The following is a 22,099-nucleotide window of genomic DNA, read 5'->3' as shown; positions in this document are numbered from 1 at the left end:
CATGACGGCCTCCCCCTACGTCCCGCTCATCGTGCGCCCGCTGCTGCGCGCCTACCGGCTGATCTCCGAACCCACCGTCCGGCTCGGGCACATGCTGGTGTTCTTCGGCCGCGCCGCCGCCGGACTCCCGACCGTGCTGCGGCATTACCGCAAGGAGTTCCTGCGGCTGCTGTCCGACATCGCCTGGGGCAACGGCTCGATCGTGGTCGGCGGGGGCACCGCCGGGGTGGCCGTGGTGCTCGGGTTCACCGCGGGCGCGCTGGTGGCCATCGAGGGCTATAACTTCCTGAACCTGCTCGGGCTCGGCCCGGCCACCGGCATCATCTCCTCACTGGTCAACACCCGCGAGCTGGCGCCGATCATGGCGTCGTTGGCGTTCGCCATGCAGGCCGGCTGCCGGTTCACCGCGCAGTTGGGCGCCATGCGCATCGCCGAGGAGATCGACGCCCTGGAATCCATTGCGATCAAGCCGATTCCGTATCTGGTCACCACCCGGCTGCTGGCCGCGACCATCGCGGTGATCCCGCTGTATGTGGCCTGCCTGGCCATCACCTACCTGACCTGTCAGGTGGTCACCGGTGTGATCAGCGGCGGCTCCATCGGGCCCTACCAGCACTACTTCACGATGATGCTGTCCGGCACCGACATCGTCTACTCGGTGATCAAGTGCGTGGTGTTCGTCTGGCTGGCCTCCACCGTGCAGTGTTACTACGGCTTCTATGCCGCCGGCGGCCCGGAGGGTGTCGGGGTGGCCGCCGGGCGCGCCATGCGGGCCTCCATCACCATCGTGATCATGGTCAACATGCTGCTGACCATGGCGCTGTGGAGCATCGACGCCGGCGCCAGGTTCGGTGGCTGACGTGCCCAATTCACTGGATCTCGACGGCCGCGGCCCCACCGAACGCCAACTGCTCGGTGCGGGTATCGCGGTGCTGACGGTGATCGCGATCGCCACCGCGGGCCTGCTCGCCAAGTCCACCGGCGCGCTCAACTCCTACGTCCGGGTGGTGGCCGACCTGATCAACGTCGGCGACGGGCTGCCCGCCCAGTCCGACGTCAAGTACCACGGCCTGCTGGTCGGCAGCGTCACCGACGTGATCCCGGCGGCCTACGGCAAGCCCAACTACGTGCACATCAATCTCAAGCCGGAGTACGCCAAGGACATCCCCGGCTCGGTGACCGCCCGGGTGGTGCCCTCGAACGTCTTCGCTGTGTCCTCGATTCAGCTCGTCGACTCCGGGGGCGCTACCGGGACCACGATCCGCACCGGCAGTCACATCGCCGAGAACGGCGATCTGTCCACGGTGATCTTCCAGACCACCGTGTCCAAGCTGCGCGACATCCTCGCCGCGACCGGCCGCAGCCGTGAAGACCACAGCCTGGGCCTGCTGGCGGCCGTCGGCGCGGCCACCGACAACCGCCGGGTCAAGCTGCTCCAGACCGGCGCGCACATGTCCAAGATCCTCGACCAGCTCAACGGGATCGTCGCCACCGAACCCGGGCCGTCGACGGTCTCGGCACTGCTCGACGCCACCGGTGGCCTGCAGGCCACCGCGCCGGATCTTGTCGACGCGCTGCACCAGGCCGTCGAACCGATGCGCGCCTTCGCCCAGAAGCGCGCCGAGCTGAAGTCACTGGTCGGCGGGGGTCAGCACACCGTTGGCGTAGCCCGCCAGGCTTTCGACAACCACATCGACCAGCTCATCGCGATCACTCACGACCTCACCCCGGTACTGGGGGTGCTCGCCAACAACGCCGACAAGTTCGTACCGATCTTCACCCGGGTCAACCGGTTGTCGGACAAGTTCTTCGAAGAGGTCTACAACCCCGACCTGATCTCCAACAACATGCGGACCAGCATCTCGTTCACCCCGCAGCACACCTACACCCGGGCGGACTGCCCGCGCTACGGCGAGCTGAAGGGACCGAGCTGCTTCACCGCGCCGATGATCGAGGTGCGCTCCGAGCTGCCCGAGAACATGCTGCCGCAGAACTACAAGTTCCCGGCCGGGCTGGAACCGCCGGCGGGCACCGAGATCGGGCCCGACGGGAACCTGCGTGCGGTCGGGCCGCCGCTGTTGCGACCCAACCCCAGCCTCGAGGACACCAACCCGCCGCTGCCGTGGTGGACCGGCCCGGCCCCGCAGATCCCCAGCACCGCCGACCCGCTGGACCTCGGCCCGCCGCCACCGCCCGAGCCGCCCATCCCGTCGCAGCCGCACGCCCCGGAGTGGCAGCCGGCCGCCCCGGTGGCACCCGCGGGCCCCGCGGCACCGGCGTCCTACGGCGGCAACGTCGGACCGGTCGGCAGCCAGACCGAACGCAACCAGCTCGGCCTGATCACCGGGCAGCGTGAACCGGCGTCGGTGGCCACCCAACTGCTGCTGGGCCCGGTGGCGCGCGGCACCGCGGTGTCCTTCGCCGCCGCCGGAAAGGGGGGCCACAAGTGAGATTCCGCGGCCCGCTGATCGGCCTGTCCCTTTTCATGGTCATCTCGATGGTGCTGACCTGGCTGGTCTACGCCACGCTGCGCCGGGATGTGGCCGGCGCGACGACGCCGTATGCGGCGGTGTTCACCGATGCGTACGGGCTGCGCGAGGGCGACGACGTTCGGATGGCCGGGGTCCGGGTGGGCCGGGTCGAGAAGGTCGCACTCGACGGCAAGCTCGCCAAGGTCTCGTTCATCGTCCAGAGCGACCAGAAGCTGTTCACCAACACCGTCGCCTCGGTGACGTATCAGAACATCATCGGGCAGCGGTACCTCGGGCTGTCACTGGGCGCAGGGCAGGGGGGCCCCGAGCAGGAACGATTGCTGCCCAAGGGCAGCGTGCTGAGCGTCGAGCACACCGAGCCGTCGTTCGACGTCGGGCTGCTGCTCAACGGCTTCAAACCGCTGATGTCGCTGCTGAACCCCAAACAGGCCGACGACCTGACCCGCGGTGTGCTGCAGTCACTGCAGGGCGACCAGGCCTCGATCACCGACCTGGTGGCCCAGTCCTCGACGCTGACGGCCACGCTGGCCGGACGCGACGAGATGCTCGGTGACCTGATCACCAGCCTGAACCGGCTCACCGGCACCGTCGCCGGGCAGAACGATCAGCTCGACCACGCCCTGACCCAGGCTCGGCTCGCGGTCGCCGACCTCGATTCGCGGCGCCCCGCCCTGCAGTCCTCGGTGGGCTCGCTGGCCCAGGTGACCCGGCGGCTGTCGACGATCGCCGACGAGGTCGTCCCGTCGCTGGAGGAGATGATCAACCGGGAGCCCGGCTTCAGCAAGCACATGGCCGGGATCGAGCCGCAGTTGGCGTTCACCGGCGCCAACCTGCCACTGCTGCTCAAGGGCCTGGCCCGGCCGTTCGGTGAGGGCGCCTACGGCGCCGCCTACGTCTGCGACCTGAACGTGACGGGATTCTTCCCCGGCCTCAACGACATCACCACGATCATCGTCAATGCCGCCACGCCCGGGAACGCCCGCCCGATAACCATGGCCAACCAGGCCTGGCACACCCCGCGATGCAGGAACACCGTCAATGGCTAGCGCGCCGAAGTTTTTGGGCCGGTGGCGTCACCGGCCGCTGGAGTCCTACAACACCACCTGGATCGGGTTCGTGGCCCTGGCGGTGGTCGGGGTCGTGGTCGCTGCGGCGCTGCTGGTGAAGCTGGCCGGTTTCGGCTACACCCGCTACACCGCGGAGTTCGCCCAGGCCGCCGCGCTGGCTCCCGGCAATCCGATCGTGATCGCCGGCATCGAGGTGGGCCGGGTGACCAAGATGCGGCTGGCCGGCGACCGCGTCGAAGCCGGCCTGTCGGTGCGCAGCGACATCGGCATGGGCAAGGACACCCGGGCCACCATCCAGGTGATGACGATCCTGGGCTCGCGCTACTTGAAGCTCGAGCCCGACGGCCCGGGCTCGATTCCCGGCAAGCGAATCACGTTGTCGCACACCCAGGTTCCCTATGACCTCCAGTCGTTGCTGGAGGACGCCACCACCACGTTCGACCAGGTCGACTCCGACCAGTTCGGGAAGTCCCTGGCGGTGCTCGGCCAGCAGCTCAGCGGGCTGCCGCCGATCATCCCGCAGGCCATGACCAACCTGCACACGCTGGCCAAGATCACCGCCGACCGGCGCGACCAGCTCGGGACGCTGCTGGCCAACACCCAACGGGTGGCCACCACACTGCGCAATCAGCAGACCCAGCTGGGCAACCTGGTCGATCAGGGCCAGGACTTCATCGGTGAACTGGTGGCCCGGCAGAACACCTTTCACGCCATGCTGGCGGCGCTGACCAACCTGGTGGGCAACCTGAACAACGTGGTGATCAAGGACCGCTCGATGCTCGACGACATGCTGGCCAACCTGCGAGCACTGACCGACATGGTCGGCCAGCACGACGACATGCTGCGCAGCCTGATCCAGTCCGCGCCGCCGCCGCTGCGCGGACTGACCAACGCCACCGGGTACAGCCCGGCGGTCGAGTTCTATGTCGGCAACGGGATCGCGGTCGACTCGTGGATGTGTGCGATCAGCGGGCGCGCCAAGCAGTTCAACATGATCGAGTACTTCAAGGACTGCAAGTGAGCGCGCCGGCGCAGCCGGGCCGGCGCCGGACGGCGGCGCTGGTGACCGCGCTGCTCGCCGCGGCGGTGGTCGCCGTCGCAGTGGCCGGCTACTACCTGAACCCGTTCGGGCGGGCCATCACGGTCACCGCCCAATTCGACAGTGCTGCAGGACTTTACGAGGATAATGTGGTCGCGGTGCTCGGCATGCCGGTGGGCAAGATCCGCAAGATCACTCCGAAGGGCGAGTACGTCGAGGCAGAGTTCACCGTCGACCGCGGCGTGAAGATCCCCGCCGACGTGCAGGCGGTCACCATCAACACCTCGATCCTCACCGCGCGCCAGATCGAACTGACCCCGGCCTATACCGGCGGGCCGCTACTGGCCGACCACACCACCATCGGACTCAACCGAACCCGCACCCCGGTCGCCTTCGACCGGGTCCTGGACATGCTCGACAAGGTGTCGAAGTCGCTCGGCGGCGACGGCAAGGGCAACGGCCCGGTGGCCGATGTGATCAACGCCGGCGCCGGCATCGCCGACGGCAACGGTGAAAAGATCAAGTCCGCGCTCGGCGAGCTGTCCCGGGCGCTGCAGCTGAGCTCCGAACGCGGCGAGACGACCGCCAACCAGCTGACCTCGATCATCACCAACCTCAGCTCGCTGATGGACGCGGCCGCCCGCAATGACGCCAAGTTGCGCCAATTCGGTTCCACCACACGCCGGCTCAGCCAGATGCTGGCCGACGAGGACCTGGGCACCGGAAGCACCGGGCACAAGTTCAACGAGATCGTCACCCAGGCGACCGCACTGCTGCAGGCCAACCGGGACAACCTCAAGCAGAGCGTGCTCAACGGCGACCGGGCGGCGACCACCCTGGTCGAGAAGCAGCGCGACCTGGCCGAACTCATCGACCTGCTGCCGATGACCCTGGATAACGTCTACAACGCGATCGACTCCAACAACGGTACGGTGCGCGTTCACGCCCTGGTCGACAAGATCCTGATCGACAGCCAGGGCACCAAGGAGATGTGCAACATGATGCATCTACGGCAATTAGGCTGCGGCACCGGCACTCTGGCGGACTACGGTCCGGACTTCGGCCTGACCTACGTGCTCGACGGCCTGTCGATGATGGGACAGTAGCCATGGCCGGCCTTCGAGTTCCCCGCCGCTTGCTGGTGGCGCTGTCAGGCGTGGTGATCGGCTGCTCCGTGGCCGGTTGCGGCACCAGTGGGCTGGGCAGCCTGCCTCTTCCGGCGCCCGGAATCGGCAGTGGCGGCTACCTGTTGACCGCGGTGTTCGCCAACGCGCTGAACCTGCCCGGCCACGCCAAGGTCAAGCTCTCCGGTGCCGACATCGGGCAGATGGAATCCATGGTGGCGCGCAACTACACCGCGGTCACCACGCTGCGGATCATGGACGGCGCCCGGATTCCGGTGGGCAGCACCGCAGAACTGCGTTCGGCGACCCCGCTCGGCGACGTGTTCGTCGCGATCAAACCGCCCGCCCACGTCGACCCGTCGGCCCCGATGCTCAAGGGCGGTGACACCATCGGGCTGGACTCCACCGCGTCGGCCGCCACCGTGGAATCGGTGCTGAGTTCGGCGGCGCTGCTGGTCAACGGCGGCGCGGTGCAGAACTTCACCAACATCGTCAACGGCGCGGGCAAGGCCACCGGCGACCAGGGCCAGGCGTTCGGAAAGCTGATCAACCAGTCCACCGAACTGCTGACCAAGCTCAACGCCCGCTCCGGGGAGATCGAGTCCGCACTGCGCCAGACCAGTGATCTGGCGGATCGGCTCGACTCCCGCAGCGCGGCGCTGACCGACGTGCTGACCGCCGCCGGGCCGGCGACCGAGACCCTGGTGGACAACACCAGCCGGCTCGCCGACCTGGTCGAGGAGGTCGGCGCGACCAGCCGGCAGCTGGCCCGGTTCCCGTCGATCGCCGGAACCGACGACTCCGGGCACAGTTTCATCAAGGACGCCAACACCATCGCCGCATCCTGGAACGACGTCGCGACCGACCCCGACACCAGCCTGTACGCCCTGAACAAGCTGATGGCACCGCTGATCAAGTCGATGCCGGGAGCCGGGGTGTCGGTGCACGTCAGCCTCGACCGGCTGGTCTGGGGATCGATGCCCGACGCCGGGTTCAAGGGCGACCCGACGTTCCACGGCCCGAAACGCTACGACTGGGCGAAGCTGGCGGGCTCGATCAAGTACGCGCTGTGGCGGCTGCAGGAACGGGTGGTGGGCCGCGGCCCGGACTCCGACATGGGGCAGAACCCATGGACGGCGATCGGGCCGCCGATACCGCCGAATCCCGGCGAGCAGGACGCCGCCGAACAGGCCGCCCGGGAGGCTGCCCCACACGCACCGGGGCCGACACCGTGATCGAGTCGCTCAGTCGGGGAATCGTCGCGCTGGTGCGGGCCGGCTACCGGCGTAAGAACCTGCTGTCGGGGATCGCCCTGACACTGACCCTGGTGCTGTCGACGGCGTACCTGTTGGTGGGGGCGCTGCGGGTGAACCCGGCGCGGTCCACCTATCAGATCACCATCGCCCTGCCCGACTCCGGCGGCCTGCTGGCCAATCAGGACGTCTCGGTGCGCGGCGTCCCGGTGGGCCGCATCGAGTCGCTGCAGATCACCGGCTCCGGCGTGCAAGCCGTCGCCAACATCGACTCGACCGTGCACATCCCGGCCGCCAGCAAGGTACGGGTGTCCGGCCTGTCGGCGGCCGGTGAGCAATACATCGACTTCGAGCCGTCGTCGGGCAGCGGCCCGTATCTGTCCGGCGGCAGTGTTGTTTCACAGGACCAGGCGAGCACCCCGATTCCGTTGTCGCAGTTGCTCGCCGACGCCGACGGCATGCTGGCCCAGACCGACCCGCGCAAGCTGGAGATCATCAAGGCCGAGCTCAGCCTGTCCGACGACGGCCCGCGCAAGCTCACCGACATCGTCGACGGCGGCGCGTTCCTGCTGTCCACCCTGGATTCGGTTCTGCCGCAGACGGTTACGCTGCTCAAGTCGAGCCGGGTGGTGCTGACCATGCTCAGCGACGTCAACAACGGTGTGGCCGCCACGTCGGCCAACCTGGACAAGGTGCTGCGCGGCATAAATCCGATGATCGGCGGCTACCGGCAACTGGTCGACCAGGCACCCGGGATGCTGTCGGCGGTCGACGGCCTGTTCGACGACAACTCCGACACCATGGTCGGCCTGCTGGGCAACCTGGCCACCGTCGCCCAGCTCTTCTACATCCGCACGCCGGCGTTGAACGCGCTGTTCCCCAATTACCGCGGCTCGATGTTGGAGGCCTTGGGAACGACGTTCCGGGAGAAGGGGTTGTGGGCGATCGGCGACATCTACCCCCGGTACACCTGCGACTACGGGACGCCGCGGCGACCGCCGTCGGGGGCGGACTTCCCCGAACCGTTCCTGTACGGCTACTGCCGCGACACCGACCAGTCGGTGCTGGTGCGCGGTGCCGCCAATGCGCCGCGCCCGCCGGGCGACGACACGGCGGGCCCGCCGCCGGGAGCGGACCTGGCGGCGACCACCGACCCGACCCCCAAGGGCCGCTACACGATTCCCACCTACTACGGCGGCCCGCCGCTGCTGATCGACCCCCCGCGCTGAACAAGGAGACCCCCGGTGAGCACCGCAGACGAACCGACCACCGAACCCGCGGCCGAGACCGCGGCCGAGGCGACCGAGGCGATCGAAGAGACCGTCGACGCCACGGCCGCCGAGCCCGAGGCGGCGGCGGTGCCGCCTCAGCGGCGCCGGATCCCGCGACGCACTGTCGCGGTGGCCGCCGCCTACCTGGCGGTGTTCGGCTTGGTCGCCGGGCTGGGATGGCCTCTGTGGCAACAACATCGGCTCACATCGGCTGCCGCTGCGGGCCAGCGTGCCGCCGTCGACTATGCCGAGGCACTGACCAGTATCGACTCCAACCGCGTCGACGACGACTTCGCCACGGTGCTCAACGGCGCGACCGGGAACTTCAAGGAGACCTACACCAAGGCCAGCGTGCAGTTGCGACAACTGCTGATTGACAACAAGGCGTCAGCGCAGGGCAAGGTCGTCCAGTCCGCAGTGCAGTCGGAGTCCATCGATACCGTGGTCGTACTGCTGATGGTGGATCAGACCGTCACCAACACCACCCGCCCCGACCCGCGAGTGGACCGAAGCCGGATGAAGATGACCATGCAGAAGGTCGACGGCCGGTGGCTGGCGAGCAAAGTCGAATTGCCCTAGGAGGGAAGCTATGTGGGCGACCCGGTTGGTAGTGGGCGTACTCGTCGCGACGTGTTCGTTGTCATCGGCACCGGCGGCCGGCGCTTCGGCGCAGTCGTTCTGCGGTGGGCTGGGCGGCGGCTGGGACGGGCAGTACTGCAGCACCGATGTGCGATCGGAACGCCTTGCCACCCGCTACATTCGGATGGCGGTGCCGGGCGACCTGGTGGATCACCCGGTGGCCGGCCCGCCGATCCGGGACTACCTCTCGAAGCTGTTCACCAATTGGCGGATCAAGGGCGCCTCGATGGTCGCCGACAGCTGGGGCAACGAGAACTTCGAGATCTTCCAGCACGGCAACGCGTTGACCACGGTGTTCCACGAGGACTACCACTCCGACGGCCCGTACATCAACAACGCCTACCGCACCTTCACCTTCGATATGGCCGCCGGGCGGCAGTTGCAACTGACCGACATCACCAAGCCCGGCACGGACCCGTATGCGATGATCCCGCAGCTCGGCGCGCCCTACATCACCGAGGCCCTCGACCGGGCGTTCTGGGAGCACCGGCCCGGCGACTACCCGTTCGTGGCGGAGCGGTTCACCCCGGACAAGGTCTACTCCGGCGGCTACCGGTCCTGGGCGCTGACGCCTGATGAGCTGATTCTGTACATGCCCGACTACCCGGTCGGCCACGACAGCCCGATCCAGTACAACCAGATGCAGTGGAACATGGACGGCGGCAACGTGCAGGCGCATATCCCACTGAGCGCGTTGAGTTCCATCCTGCGCCCCGAGTACGGCGGTTCTCAGCCGTGACGGAACAGCAGCAGGCTTGCGGTGACCAGCGCGGCCGCCACGGCGATGATCGGCGCCACGAAGTACCGGGTCAGGGTGGCGCCGACGACGGCGCCGGCGATCATCGTCGCGACCACGCTGTAACGCAGCTTCGCCCGCTGCCCGGTGCCACCGGCCAGCCGACTGTCCACGCCGATCCCGACGATCGTCGAGGTGAGCACGGTGGTGTAGAGCTCCTGGACGCCGAACTGGCGTGCCGTGGAATTCTGCAGGCCGAACGCCACCGCCAGCCCCGCGGTCAGAATCCCCCTGGTGGCGTCGGCGTAGCGCAGCACCCCTGCTCCGGCTAGACCCGCCAGCACCAGCAACAGCACCACCTCGACGCCCAATGCCGTGGTGACCCACATCCGGGGCCGGTGCCCGAAGCGACGCACCAGTCGCCCGCCGAGGATCACCCCGGCCAGGAACCCGCACACCGCGACCGCCGCGCCGGCCAGGTCGAATCCGGTACCGGGGACGAAGACGAAGCCCAGGAAGATCGCGTTACCAGTCATGTTCGCCACGAACACCCGGCCGAGCAGCAGGACGCTGATCGCATCCACCAAACCGGTCGCAAAGGTCAACAGCAGCAGTGCCAACACGGTCCGCCGGTGCGAGATCGGCGAGGTAACGACCACGTTGGTCAGCCCGGCAGGCGCGGCGTCAGATCCAGTGAGGTGATGGTGGGCATCCGGGTGACCACCCATCGGTTCTGGTCCCGCTTCATGAACAGCCGATAGGTCAGGTACTTGATCTGCGGGACCGACTTGGTGAGCTCGCTGCGGGCCTCGGTATTGGTATAGATCAGCACGGTGGCCTCGGGGCCGTCGAGCGTTTCGACCGCGGCGCCGACGATCTCGGTGGTGTCGGTGACCTGGGCCTGTTTGTTGCTGTCGGCGATCGCCTCGATGAACTTGCGGTACTGCGACTCCAGGTCGCCGCTGAGGTAGACCGATGCCCGGTCCGGCAGGGTGTCCATGTTCTCGGGCGTGTAGTTCCACAGCGTGTGGATGGCCCGTGCCGCGGTCCGCGCGATGTCCAGCTTGGTGGCGACCACCGCCCGGTCGATCAGGTAGGGCTTGGCAGCCGCCCCGGCGAACGCAGCGGCCGCGATGAACGCCGCGGCGCACGCGCCGACCGCCAACCGGAGGCTGAGCTTGCGCGGCGCACGTGGTGGCGCCTGCTGCTCGGGTTCGGACTCGGTGGCTTCCGACTCGGTGTCCTCGGTGGCGTCCTCGGCCTCGACAACGTCTGTCTCGTCAACAGATTCGTCAGGGTCGGTCACAGCACCTGGTTCAGATTGCTGATCTTCCACTGGTCCCCTTCCTTCAACGCCGTTGCGAGCCAGCGAGTCGCAGCCCGGACATCGTGCTTACCGTCCGCCGTCTTACCGGTGTTCTCCACGGCCACCAGCATGCTGACGCTGTTGTCGTCGTTCCACCGTTCGACCCCGGCGGCGATCACCGTTCCGGTGGTCCGCTCGCTGCGTGCCACCGCGACCAGGATCTGGTTTGCCTTCTCCTGGCACTGCTCGGCGAAATCCCCGGTGGCATGGCTGATGACGTTGTCCAGATAGTCGTTGGCGTGGAACGGATCCGGCGAGGAGAACATCGTCATGAACGATTCGACGGCGGCCAGTGCCTCGACATCGGTCAGCGCAGCCCGCCGGTGCTGCACATGGGTCAGCAGCGTCGCGGCGCAGACGGCCATCGCGGCGGTGGCGACCAGCAGTGCGCTGCCCACGATCACCGAGAACCGCCGGCTGGGCGCGGGCTCGGGTGCGGTGAAGAGCGGCTGATCGTCTGCCTGGACGCGGCGGCGCGGACTCATTTGTCCCCCTCGGCTTGGCCCTCCGCGGCGGGCAGCGGTTTGCTGACCACGGACAGGTCGTCGACGCGCCAGCTTCCCTTCGCCTCGGTGAACACCACCCGCACGGTGGCGCTGATCATTCGCTCCTTGCCTGCCGTACCGCGCTGGCCCTGCAGGAACATCAGCATGGTGGCGCGGTGCGAGGAGGCGTCCAGCACCGCGGCATCGGTCACCCGGTAGAGGTTCGGTGCCGGCTGGGAGTTGCGGATCGCATCCTGCTGGGGCACCAGCTGTTCGCGGTACTTCTCGGTGGCCAGCGACTGCGCGCGGTCGAAGTCCTCCTGCAGGGTCTGCGGATCGTAGGACAGCATGTCCGCCACGATCTTCGGGCCCTGTCGGGCGATCTGGGTTCGGGCCACATCTGCGGCGTGGTCACGCTGGAATACCACCGCATAGGCGATGCCGGCGACGGCCACACTCAGCACGGCCGCAGCGGCGAACACAGTCAGCGTCTTCTTCCGGATGTCCTGCGGTGCTTCTCGCGGCGCAGCCGGGCGAACCTCGGTGCGCGCCAACCGATCTGCGAAAGTCCGGACACGTCCGTCACGCAGCGCCCAGAACCAGCCGGCGAGAACCGGCAAGGTGTCGAGCAGGTGCGCCAGATCGCGCAGCAACAGCCGCAGCGGCCCGACGGCAGCACCCGACCCGGTCCGCACCACCTCGATCCCGGTGAATGCACGGCCCAGGCTCCACCCGGTGACCACCGGCAGCAGCACCCGGTTGACCGCGGTCGCCAGGATCACCGCTCCGGTCAGGATCATGGCCAGCCACCACCAGAATCCACCGGACGGCAGACACATCGCCGCCATCGCCGTCGTCGCCGCCGTAACGGCACCCGGCAGCAGGTCGATGCCCAGGGCGATCACGCGCGTGCGCCACGAGGCGGGCGCGCCGCCCGGCACGTCGATCACTGCTTCGGTCACTTGGCCACCTGGTCGAGCTTGGCGATCCGGTACTGGCCGTCCTCGCGCATCATCTGGGCGCGCAGCCGGTAGCCGGCCTCGCGGCCCTTGGCCTCGACATTGTCGACCTTGATACGGAACGCCACCAGAACGTCGATGGTGCCGTCCGGGTTGTTGCGTTCCACCGCGGCGCCCATCTCGGTGAGCTCGACATGGACTTTCGCCGCCTGATAGGCGGGCGGAAGGATCTGTGCGAACAGCGCGGCCTGGGTGCGGAACTCCCCGGCCGAACAGTTGAGCATCTTCTGCTGGGACAGCGAGACATCACCCGGGTCCGGCGCCTGGGTCGCCAGCACGCAGGTCTTGGCGGCCTCAACGGCCTCGGCATTGTCGCGCGCCATCGCCAGACTCGCCGTGTGGCTGCGCAGACCCGCAACACCGGCGGCCACCAGTCCGCCGGCCACCAGCAACAGCAACACGCAGATTCCGATCAACTGACGACGGCCGAGCCGGGTCACGACGGCCCCATCGGCCTCTTCAGCCTGACCCGGCTCATTCGCCGCGAGTTCGGCCGCGTCGTTGTCGTCAGCCGCTGCCGCGGCGTCCTCGATCGCGGTATCTGCGGTCTGCTGGTCCTCGTCCGGTTCGGTGCTCACCGGAACGGTGCCAGCATCCCCTTCCATCCGTCGTCTCCTATGTTCATCGAGTTCTCGACGGAGTATGCGACGCCGTCTGGCCCCACCGCCTCGCCACTCTGCGGATTGTAGATCGCGGAGGGTCCACCGCCCGGGGTGTAGATGCAGGGGTTGGGCTGTTGCCCGTTGCACTGCACGCTACCGGTCCCCGGCCGCGAGAGCGGATCGTTGGCCGGCGGCGGCGTGGCCGGCACCATGTCCGCCGGTAGCGGGTTGAGACCGGTGTTGATCGACGGCGCCGGGATCACGTGACCTGGTTCGACCGGTTGATCACAGCGCGCCCCCAGGGCCGGACAGGTGCGGATCTGGTTCGGGTCGCCGTACCAGGGGTTGGTGCCCAGCGGAACATACGGCTCGTCGCTGCGACATTGCTTGGGCGTGGCGGCCCGTTTGCCCGGCACATCCACGCACGGGATATTGCGCACCCCGCGAACGCTGTTGGCCGGCGTGTCCTGCGGAATCCGGCAGGACACATCCGGCAGTTCGGCCGGACTGGTGTCGGCGAACGCCCGCCACTCCGAGGCCGGCAGGTAACCGGTCAGACACGGCGCCGGAAAACCCAGGCTCAGGCCCGGGATCGGCACGGGGAAGACCGGGCCCGGAAAAGCGCCCAGAGCCACATCAATGTTCAACCGTCCCTCATAGACCGAGCTGACTGTCTGACCGATCGACCCGGCCTGCGGCAAGAACACCAGCACCTGCTCGGTGTGGCGGTTGTAGCGTTTGGCCATCTCGGTCAGGATGGACATGTTCGCCATCAACTGCGGCAGCGAGTCCTTGGTGTCGTTGAACACCGTGTGCACCTGATCGATCAGCGGCGGCAGATCCGAGATGATGTGCTTGACCGTGCCGTCCCGGCTGGCCGCCTGCCCACTGAGCAGATTCAGGTTGCGTGCCCACTGGTGGATGGCATCGCCGGAGTTGACCTGGCTCTCGATGATGGGGGCCGACTTCTCCACGACCTGATTCACGTCGTCGAGGTTCGTCTTGAAGTCACCGACGATCTGCGTTGTGGAATCGACCAGTCGCTGCAGCGCCGGGCCCAATCCGCCGACCGCCGTCGCCGTCTCGTCGAGCAGGGACGAGATCTTGCCGACCGGCAACGCCGCCAGACCCCGGTTGGCGGTGTCCAGCGCCGGCCCGATCGCCGACGGCACCGTGCCCACGGTGATCGTCTGGCCCTTCTTGAAGTACTGACCGGGGTCCCCGCTCGACACCAGGTCCAGGTACTGCTCGCCGATCGCCGAGACCGAGTGCACGTTGGCGCTCGCGTCGACGGGGATCTTGTATTTGCTGGAGATCTGCATGGTCGCCTGCGCGCCGGACTCGGTCGGCTCGACGCCGGTGACCCGGCCGATGATGGTGCCGCGGTAGGTGACGTTCGCGGTCTTGTACAGCCCGCCCGCCTCGGGCAGATCCGCCTTCAGGCTGTACTGGCCCAGGCCCGCCAGGGTCGGCAGCCGCAGGTAGTAGACCCCCAACACCATGAGCGCCGCCGCGGTCAGGGCGGTGAAGATGACCAGCTGACGCTTGACCTGTGGTTTCAGCAATTCCGGTCAGCCCTTTCCACATACGGACCGCCGGGCGCGGTGGCGGGGTTCGGCGTGTACCGAACGTCCGGCATCATCTTCTTCGGGTCGTGGCCGAAGGACTGCTCCAGCGCCCGCAGCATCCCGGAGAACCCGGTTCCGGTCAGAATCGCGTTGTCGATGGATGCGTAGGTGAGGTCGACCACCAGCGAGGTGTTGATGAAGTCGCCGCGCACCGCCTTGAAGGCACCGTCGACGTGGTACGGCGCGGTGATGATGAACTTCAACGCTTCCGGCAGATACGGCGACGCCTTGCGGAGCTCCCGCGCCGGGCACTGGAACGACGTGAGCACGTTGTGCAGATCGGACCGCGCCGGGATGATCTGCTCGTTCACCGACTGGCCCATCTGGCCCAGCGCCTCGATCGCGTTGATGAAGATCCCCTGCTGGGCGTTGAAGTACTTGAACAGCGGCGGGAAATCGGTCAGGACCCTTTCGATGGAGTCCTGGTGCGCACCGAAGTAGCTCATCAGCCGGTTGGTGGAGTCGATCGCCCGGGTGATGTCCTCACGCTGGTCATTCAGGTTGCCGACGAAGGTGTCCAGCTTGGTCAGGAAAGCGTGGATCTGATCCGCGCGGCCATTGGACAGGGCGGCGAACTCGGTGGTGATGGTGTCCAGGTCCGACAGGCCGCCGCGCTGCAGCAGTAGCGCCACGCCGGCCAGCGTCCGCTCGATCGTCGGGTACGACGACGAGTGGTTCACGTCGATCGTGTCGCCGTTGCGCAGTTCACCGACCGGGTCCTTCGGCGACGCCAACTCGATGTGCTGCGAACCCAGCAGGCTGGTCTGGCCGATCTTCGCGGTCGCGTTGCGCGGCAGGTGAACGTCCCTGTTCAGCTTCAGCTTGAGGGTGGCTACCCAGTTCTTCAGCTCGATCCGCTCGACCGCGCCGACGAACACATCAGCCACCAGAACCCGGCTGTTGCCGTTGAGCGCCAGCGTGTCGGGCACCTGGACGTAGACGGTGTAGGCGCCTTTGCCGCTGCCCGGACCGCCCGGCAGCGGCACGTTGGCGATACCGCGCCAGCCGCCGCACGACGTCAGCGTCAGCGTCGCCGCCAGCAGCACCAGGACCTGCCGGCTCCGTCGGCCGGCCGTCTTCATCACTGTCCTCTGTTTCATCAGCCCTCACCTCGCGGGGGAAGCGGTGCCACCGGGCCGGGGATCACGTTCGGTCCCGGCGGCGGCGGCGCGATGGGCGCCTGCCCTGCTGGCAGACCGACGAACGGCAGCGGGCCGGGGGACTCGTCGTAGGAGTTCGGCGGACCGGGCGGTGTCTGGTACTGCGAGTCCACCGGAAGCGGGTCTGGGCCGCCCATCAGCTGCGCCAGCGATTCCGGAGTGAGCAGCCGCTCGGTGTCGTGGCCGGGCTGCACGCCCTGCATCCCCGGCGCGGTGATCCAGCCCGGCTGAGAGTTCTTGTGCGACAACGGGGTGTCCGGCACCCAGATTCCCGGGACGGTGGTGTCCTTGTATCCCGGTGGCGGCTGCAGCCGCGGCTCGGAGTAGGCGATCTGCTTCGGCGTGGTGTAGGCGTTAGTCCAGATGTTGATACCGAACGGCAGGTAGTTGAACTTGATCGCGTCGGCCACCGGCGCCAGGTACTCCGCGCACAGCTCCGCGGAGTCCTGATAGCCCAGCCGGCTGCCGGCCTGGATCGCGCTGCAGATGAACTGCATCGGGTTGGCGAAGTTCACCAGCACGGGGAAACCGGTGACCGCGCCCTGCGCCGGGTGGTAGATCTCGCCCAACGCGGCCAGCACGTTCGGCATCACGTGCAGCGCGGTCTCGAAGCCCTCAAGCGCGTCCGGCTGGGTGAGCGCCGTCGTCACCTGGGCCATGTTGTCAATGTTGCTGACCAGCGGTTCGGCGTTCTGGTTAAGGAACGCCTTGACGATCGTCATCGTGGCGTAGAACTGGTCGGCGGCCGTGGCCAGCGCCTGGTCGGTGCTGGTCAGGTTGTTGGTGAACGTCGCCAGATCGCGGTTGACCGCCACGAACTGCTGGTCGTTGTGGTCCAGCGCCGTGACGAACAGCTTCAGGCTGCGCACCACCGCGAAGAAGTCGCCGCGGCCCTTGTTCAACGCGGTCAGCGCGTCGGACAGGTTGTTGAACGCGGTGTTGACCTGCTGGCCCTTGCCGGCGATGCCGTCGGCGAAGGACTCGATCGCCTCACCGATCGGCCCCTGAGGCTGCGACGGGGTCGGGCCCAGCTTCTCGATGATGTTGGTGACGTCGTTGCGCAGCGTGTCCCACTCGACCGGGACCTCGGTGCGCTCCTCGGGGATGACGGCCTTGTCGGCCAGCGCCGGTCCACCGCGGTACGGCGGCTCCAGCTGAATGGTCCGCGACGCCACCAGCGTCGGGTTCAAGATGATCGCGTGGGCCTCGGCCGGCACCTTGTACTTGTTGTCGTAGTGCAGCGTGACCTTCATCTTGTCGCCGGCCGGCTCGATCTTGTCGATCGCGCCGACCCGCACACCCATGATCTGCACTGCGTCGCCGGGGTACAGCGCGTCGGTCTGCGGGAAATAGGCGACCACCGAGTTACTGCTCAGCTTGCGGTAGAGCTGAAGGCCGCCGAAGGCGACCGCGGCCAGCAGTGCCAGCAGCAGTGCACCGGCAATCATCGTCGTCCGCGACCGCTCCGGCAGTCGCAGGTTACGGACATCAAAGGCGCTGCTCACGGCCGTTCACTTCCTCGTGCGCCGCCGCCGCCACCCGGCTGGCTGTTTCCGCCCTCACCGGGAGTGATGAACGGTGCGGGTAATTGGTCGCCGGGTCCGGGCGGAGCCGCCGGGCCGGGTGCCCGCGGCCCGGGCGGCGGTGCCGCGCCAGGGTTGGCGGGTGCCGGACCGGCCACCGGGCCGACCGGTTCGGAGCGCGCCCCGGGATTGGCCTCGGGCAACGGAACCGGGTTGCCCGGAAGTGTCGGGGGGGCCTCGCCTGGCCGCCCGGCGATCGGGATGCCCGGTGCAGCCGGCTCGGCGTTGGGGTTCGGCGGCGAGGTCAACACATCCATCGGACCCGGGTAGGGGCCGTTCGGCCCGAACGGACCCGAGTTCGGGTCGAGGTTCGCGCACGGCAGCGGGTTGCCCGGCGTCGGGAACAGTCCGGCCGCCGGTGCGTACGAACACGGCGAACCCGGTGCGACGGCCGGTCCGGGGTGCTCGGGGGTGCCCTCGAGCACCTGCGGTGCAGGCGGCGGAGCACCGTTGGCGAACCGGTTGCCGTTCGGGTCGGGGTAGCGGAACTCCGGCAGGCCGGCGTTGCGCCAGAACTCCTCCGGGGTGATCCCCCGCTTCTTGAACGCGGCGTCCACCCACGGCTGCAGGATCCAGAACGGGATCAGGTTCAGCGTCGAGACCTTGAAGTATGGACCGGACGCGATGGCTTCGTTGACGATGGTCATGTATCTGCCCAGGATGGTGAACATCTCCATCAGGTCTTCTTTGCGCCGCACCAGCATGCTGGTGATGTTGTCGGCCTCTACGAACACATGGCGCAGGTCCAGGCTCGGGTTGTCACGGACCAGGCCCTGTACCTGTTCGCCGAAGTAGGCGATGTTGCCCAACAACGCCGAAATCGCCTGACTGCGCTGGTTGAACGCCGCCAGCAGCGTCTGGGTGTTGCGCAATACCGCGTCGACCTGACCGCTGCGGCTGCCCAGCACGCTCGCCACCTGATTCGCCTGGGCGAGCAGGTGGGTGATCTCCTCGTCGCGCTTGCCGATGGTGTCGGAGAACTTGGCCACCCCGTCGAGTGCGCCGCTCAGGTCAGGAGCGGTCTGGTCGACGGTCTCCGAGAGCACCTTCAACGACTTCTTGACCGTGTCGATGTCCCAGCCGGACGCTGCTTTGGTGACGTCGAAGACGGCGTCGTAGAGCTGGTAGGGCGTGGTGCTCTGCCCCAACGGCAGGACGCCGCGCGGCGCGATCCGCTTCTCGCCCTTGGGCTCGATCGCCAGCACCTTGCGGCCAAGGATGGTGTCGGTCTTGACGCCGATCTGGCTGTCGGAGCCGATCGGGTTCGCACCGACCGAGAACTTCACCAGTACGTGGTCGCCCTCGATCGACAGGTCTTGGACCTTGCCGACGTCCACGCCCGAGATTCGCACCTTATCGCCGGCGTTCAGCCCGCCGGTGTCGGCGAGCTGGCCGAAGTAGCTAGGCTCGGCGAACAGCACCGGCACCGTGGTGAAGGTCTGCCCGACCAGCGTCACCAGCAGCACCGAGACCACGCCGATGATGCCGATCCTCGCCCGGTTGGGCGGCTCCAGAGTCCTCACTGCGGCGTGCACCTCCCGGTCGGCTGCTGCCACAACCGCACGTTGCGCACCGGTCCGCCCGGCTGCAGGCCGGGAAGCTTGATCGTCGCGTCGCAGATGTAGAAGTTGAAGAAGTCACCGTAGACACCGGTGCGCCCGATCAGCTTGAGCGCCTTGGGGATCTTCTGCAGCAGATCGTCGATGTCGTCGAGCCGGTCCTCCGGCTCCGGTCCGGCCACCGGGAAGAGGCTGTGCAGCTGGGTCCGGTTGTCGGCCAGCAGGTCGGCCAGGTTGCCGGCGGCGTTGCCGAACTCCGCGGTGCCGTTGGCCAGGCCGGTGTTGTGGCTGTTGAGCCCCTTGACCAGCTTGTCGAAGTTGTCGATCGTCTCGTCGAACGTCTGGCGGTGCTTGACCGCGGTGTCCAGGACGACGTTGAGGTTCTTGACCACCTCACCGATCGCCGCGTCTCGCTCGGCAATGTGCGAGGTCAGCTGAGCCGTTTGCTCCAGGATGTCGTTGATGGTGCCGCCCTGGCCCTGGAAGACCGTGACGATGGTCGACGCGATGGTGTTGATCTTGTCGGGGTCCAGCGATCGGAACACCGGCTTGAAACCGCCGATCAACGCGTCCAGGTCCAGTGCCGGCTCGGTGCGCGACGCGGGGATGAACCCGCCCGCGGGCAGCCGCTGGTCGGCGCCCTCGCCGTCGCCCCGCTTGAGTTCCAGGTAGCGGTTGCCGATGAGGTCGGAGTAGCGGATCTGCGCGGTGGACGACTGAAACAGCGGCAGCGACCGGTCGACGTTGAAGTCCACCACCGCTCGACGGCCGCCGTCGACCAAGCGCACCTTCTTGACCTTGCCGATCTCTACCCCGGATGCGCGAACGAACTGTCCCTGCCGGAGGCCACTGGCATTGGTGAATTCGGCGGAGTAGTTGGCCGTCCGGTCGAACCGGACCTGGCCGAACACCACGACGAGGCCGACGGTGAATGCCAGCAGCACCGATCCGACGGCGCCGAGTTTGATTGCGGTTCTGGTGATGTTCATGGGTTGATCGTGTAATCCCCGACTTGGCGACCCCAGACGTAATCAATGGCCCAGGGCGATCCGACTTCAAAGTGGTTGTAGGGCGCTTGGCTGACTCCCGTGTCGGCCACCAGGTAAGGCGCCGGCCAGAAGTCGTGGGTGATCTCCTGCCAGCAGCCCGGCGCACCGCCGGGGCCGCCGCGAGCGTTGTAACGCGGCAGGTTATCGGGGTAGATATACGGGTTCGCCGGGCTGACCAGCTCACTGACGGTGTCTAGCGCGTAACCGTCGCCGCCGCCGAGTCCCTGGTAGACCTTCGGTGCGACGCCGGCGATGTTGCGGATGGCGCAGAACAGCTCCGGGCTGTACTCGTCGAGCAGGGCCGACACCGGGACCAGGTCGGAGAACTGCCGGCGGAAGTACGGCCCGAACCGGTTGGTGACGTCCGTGCCCAGGTTGCCCACCCCGGCCGCACCCAGCAGCGCGGCGTCGAGTTCCTTCTGCTGCGCGGTGATGGTCTTGACGGCGGGGATGGAGTTGTCCATGAAGCCGACCAGGTCCGGTGCCCCGGCGGCGTAGACGTCGCCCAGGGTCGCGAAGCCCTTGATGTCGCGCCGGAGCGACGGCATGTAGGCGTTGGCGTCGTCGAGGATCGCGTTGCCCTTGACCAGCGAGTCGCCGAGCTTGTCACCGAGGCCGGTCAGCGCCTCCGCGGCGGCGTGCAGGGTCAGGTTCAGCTTGATCGGGTCGACGTGCTCGGAGAGGTTGTTGACGGTCTCGAACAGCGTGTTGAGTTCGGTGGTCACCGAGGTCGCGATGATCTTGTTCTTGCTGATCCGCTCGCGGGTGGGGTTCGCCGGCGCGGTCAGCGCCACGTACTTGTTACCGAACAGCGTGGTCGCCATGATGTCGGCCTGCACGTTCGACGGGATCAGCTTGATGTATTTGGGGTCCACGTCGAGGGTGAACTTGGCGGCCGGCTTGTCGTTGTGCTCGGTCGGCGAGATGTCGGCAACCCGGCCGATCTGCACGCCGTTGTAGGTCACCGGGCCGCCCGGGTCCATCACCAGACCGGCGCGGGGCGCCACCATCGTCAGCGGCGTCGTCTTGGTGAAGGAGCCACGGAACTGGCCGTACACCAGGCCCGCGATCAACAACAGGACGGCGACGGTCACCACGCCCGCCAACTTGTAGGGCGGGGTGTGCGCTGCGTTCTGCCTACCGGTAGCCATGCCCGTCACATCGTCAGGTTGAAGTTGGGGTCGACGCCGTAGAGCGCCAACGCTGCGAGCAGGACCACGGTGGGCACCGTGATCAGCGACAACCGCATGGACTGGCCCACCGCGGCACCCACGCCGACCGGGCCGCCACTGGCGTTGAATCCGTAGTAACAGTGCGTGATCATGACCACGATCGCGATCAGGATGGTCTCCATGAAGGACCAGAACACGTCGTCTGGTCGCAGGAAAGTTCGGAAGTAGTGGTCGTAGGTTCCCGACGACTGGCCGAAGAAGAGCGTGGTGACGACCTGCGGCGAGGCGAACGCCATGATCAGCGCGAGTGCGTACAGCGGGATGATCACCGTGAAGCCGGCGACCACCCGGGTGGACACCAGGTAGGAGATCGAGTTGATCCCCATCACCTCCAGGGCGTCGATCTCCTCGCTGATCCGCATCGCACCGAGCTCGGCGGTGGCGCCAGCGCCGACTGTGGCGGCCAGGGCGATTCCGGCGTTGACCGGACCGACGACGCGGACGTTGACCAGGGCCGCGGCGAAACCGGTGTAGGTCTCCACGCCGATATTGCCCAGTGAGGTGAAGCCCTGGATCGCGATCAGCGAGCCACCGGCCAGCATGACGAAGCCCATGATGGCCACGGTGCCGCCGATCACGGCCATGGCGCCGGTGCCCATGCCCAGCTCGGCGATCAGGCGCAGCGTCTCGGTGCGGTACCGGCGCAGTGCCCAGGGGATCTGCCGGAGGGCGGTCAGCGCGAACCAGCCGAGCCGGCCGCTCCTGTCCAGCGAACGGCCGGCCATCCCGACGTAACGCTGATAGTTCGCGACCAGACCGGGAAAGCGGCCCCGCACCACTGTCGATGTCGACATG

21 protein-coding genes are annotated in these 22,099 nt (G+C 67.6%); 9 read left to right on the top strand and 12 right to left on the bottom strand.

Features of this window, described 5'->3' with window-relative positions:
• The first annotated feature begins 1 nt into the window (after position 1).
• From K6T84_RS15905 to K6T84_RS15865, 9 genes are all read left to right on the top strand, one after another.
• On the top strand, positions 2-859 hold the full coding sequence (locus K6T84_RS15905; RefSeq protein ID WP_224863998.1) for an ABC transporter permease: 858 nt from the start codon (positions 2-4) through the stop codon (positions 857-859).
• A 1-nt stretch (position 860) separates the two neighbouring features.
• Positions 861-2,450 (top strand): MlaD family protein, encoded by a 1,590-nt coding sequence (locus tag K6T84_RS15900; protein WP_224863997.1) that lies wholly within the window; start codon positions 861-863, stop codon positions 2,448-2,450.
• Positions 2,447-3,538: an MlaD family protein gene (locus tag K6T84_RS15895; protein ID WP_224863996.1), complete on the top strand. Its 1,092-nt coding sequence runs from the start codon at positions 2,447-2,449 to the stop codon at positions 3,536-3,538. The genes K6T84_RS15900 and K6T84_RS15895 overlap by 4 nt, the downstream gene beginning before the upstream one ends.
• Positions 3,531-4,580, top strand: coding sequence for an MCE family protein (locus K6T84_RS15890; protein ID WP_225401091.1), 1,050 nt, complete (start codon positions 3,531-3,533; stop codon positions 4,578-4,580). The genes K6T84_RS15895 and K6T84_RS15890 overlap by 8 nt, the downstream gene beginning before the upstream one ends.
• A complete protein-coding gene (locus K6T84_RS15885; RefSeq protein WP_225401090.1) occupies positions 4,577-5,704 on the top strand; it encodes an MCE family protein in 1,128 nt (375 codons plus the stop codon). The genes K6T84_RS15890 and K6T84_RS15885 overlap by 4 nt, the downstream gene beginning before the upstream one ends.
• Positions 5,705-5,706: 2 nt before the next feature.
• On the top strand, positions 5,707-6,957 hold the full coding sequence (locus tag K6T84_RS15880) for an MCE family protein (RefSeq protein WP_224863993.1): 1,251 nt from the start codon (positions 5,707-5,709) through the stop codon (positions 6,955-6,957).
• Entirely contained in the window at positions 6,954-8,204 is a 1,251-nt protein-coding gene (locus K6T84_RS15875; protein ID WP_225401089.1) for an MlaD family protein, read from the top strand. The genes K6T84_RS15880 and K6T84_RS15875 overlap by 4 nt, the downstream gene beginning before the upstream one ends.
• A gap of 81 nt (positions 8,205-8,285) precedes the next feature.
• Positions 8,286-8,825: an Rv1363c family protein gene (locus K6T84_RS15870; RefSeq protein ID WP_224865621.1), complete on the top strand. Its 540-nt coding sequence runs from the start codon at positions 8,286-8,288 to the stop codon at positions 8,823-8,825.
• Positions 8,826-8,835: 10 nt separating this feature from the next.
• Positions 8,836-9,624: an RsiV family protein gene (locus K6T84_RS15865; protein WP_225401088.1), complete on the top strand. Its 789-nt coding sequence runs from the start codon at positions 8,836-8,838 to the stop codon at positions 9,622-9,624.
• Here K6T84_RS15865 and K6T84_RS15860 read toward each other — a convergent pair.
• From K6T84_RS15860 to K6T84_RS15805, 12 genes are read right to left on the bottom strand one after another with little or no spacing between them, the layout of a single operon-like run.
• Positions 9,615-10,280: a YoaK family protein gene (locus tag K6T84_RS15860; protein ID WP_225401087.1), complete on the bottom strand. Its 666-nt coding sequence runs from the start codon at positions 10,278-10,280 to the stop codon at positions 9,615-9,617. The two genes, K6T84_RS15865 and K6T84_RS15860, sit on opposite strands and share 10 nt — an antisense overlap.
• A gap of 5 nt (positions 10,281-10,285) precedes the next feature.
• Complete coding sequence (locus K6T84_RS15855) at positions 10,286-10,957, bottom strand: mammalian cell entry protein (RefSeq protein WP_224863990.1); 672 nt, start codon at positions 10,955-10,957, stop codon at positions 10,286-10,288.
• The gene (locus tag K6T84_RS15850) at positions 10,924-11,472 is read right to left on the bottom strand and encodes an Rv1363c family protein (RefSeq protein ID WP_224863989.1); all 549 of its coding nucleotides are present in this window, start codon (positions 11,470-11,472) and stop codon (positions 10,924-10,926) included. Before K6T84_RS15850 ends, K6T84_RS15855 begins: the two co-directional genes overlap by 34 nt.
• Complete coding sequence (locus K6T84_RS15845) at positions 11,469-12,434, bottom strand: RDD family protein (RefSeq protein WP_225401086.1); 966 nt, start codon at positions 12,432-12,434, stop codon at positions 11,469-11,471. Before K6T84_RS15845 ends, K6T84_RS15850 begins: the two co-directional genes overlap by 4 nt.
• Entirely contained in the window at positions 12,431-13,096 is a 666-nt protein-coding gene (locus K6T84_RS15840; protein WP_224863987.1) for an Rv1363c family protein, read from the bottom strand. Before K6T84_RS15840 ends, K6T84_RS15845 begins: the two co-directional genes overlap by 4 nt.
• Complete coding sequence (locus tag K6T84_RS15835; protein WP_224863986.1) at positions 13,066-14,658, bottom strand: MCE family protein; 1,593 nt, start codon at positions 14,656-14,658, stop codon at positions 13,066-13,068. The genes K6T84_RS15840 and K6T84_RS15835 overlap by 31 nt, the downstream gene beginning before the upstream one ends.
• Complete coding sequence (locus K6T84_RS15830; protein WP_225402092.1) at positions 14,652-15,803, bottom strand: MCE family protein; 1,152 nt, start codon at positions 15,801-15,803, stop codon at positions 14,652-14,654. The genes K6T84_RS15835 and K6T84_RS15830 overlap by 7 nt, the downstream gene beginning before the upstream one ends.
• A gap of 17 nt (positions 15,804-15,820) precedes the next feature.
• A complete protein-coding gene (locus K6T84_RS15825; RefSeq protein ID WP_224863985.1) occupies positions 15,821-17,386 on the bottom strand; it encodes an MCE family protein in 1,566 nt (521 codons plus the stop codon).
• Positions 17,383-18,987: an MCE family protein gene (locus K6T84_RS15820; RefSeq protein ID WP_224865619.1), complete on the bottom strand. Its 1,605-nt coding sequence runs from the start codon at positions 18,985-18,987 to the stop codon at positions 17,383-17,385. Before K6T84_RS15820 ends, K6T84_RS15825 begins: the two co-directional genes overlap by 4 nt.
• Complete coding sequence (locus tag K6T84_RS15815) at positions 18,984-20,012, bottom strand: MCE family protein (protein WP_224863984.1); 1,029 nt, start codon at positions 20,010-20,012, stop codon at positions 18,984-18,986. Before K6T84_RS15815 ends, K6T84_RS15820 begins: the two co-directional genes overlap by 4 nt.
• The gene (locus K6T84_RS15810; RefSeq protein ID WP_224863983.1) at positions 20,009-21,223 is read right to left on the bottom strand and encodes an MCE family protein; all 1,215 of its coding nucleotides are present in this window, start codon (positions 21,221-21,223) and stop codon (positions 20,009-20,011) included. The genes K6T84_RS15815 and K6T84_RS15810 overlap by 4 nt, the downstream gene beginning before the upstream one ends.
• 5 nt (positions 21,224-21,228) lie before the next feature.
• The gene (locus tag K6T84_RS15805; protein WP_224863982.1) at positions 21,229-22,098 is read right to left on the bottom strand and encodes an ABC transporter permease; all 870 of its coding nucleotides are present in this window, start codon (positions 22,096-22,098) and stop codon (positions 21,229-21,231) included.
• Between the last annotated feature and the right edge of the window lies 1 nt (position 22,099).

It is taken from the genome of Mycobacterium zoologicum (assembly GCF_020181635.2).
In the GTDB taxonomy this organism is placed as follows: Bacteria; Actinomycetota; Actinomycetes; order Mycobacteriales; family Mycobacteriaceae; genus Mycobacterium; species Mycobacterium zoologicum.
The sequence above is the reverse complement of the archived record's forward strand: the minus strand, read 5'-3'. Positions and strand labels throughout refer to the sequence as shown.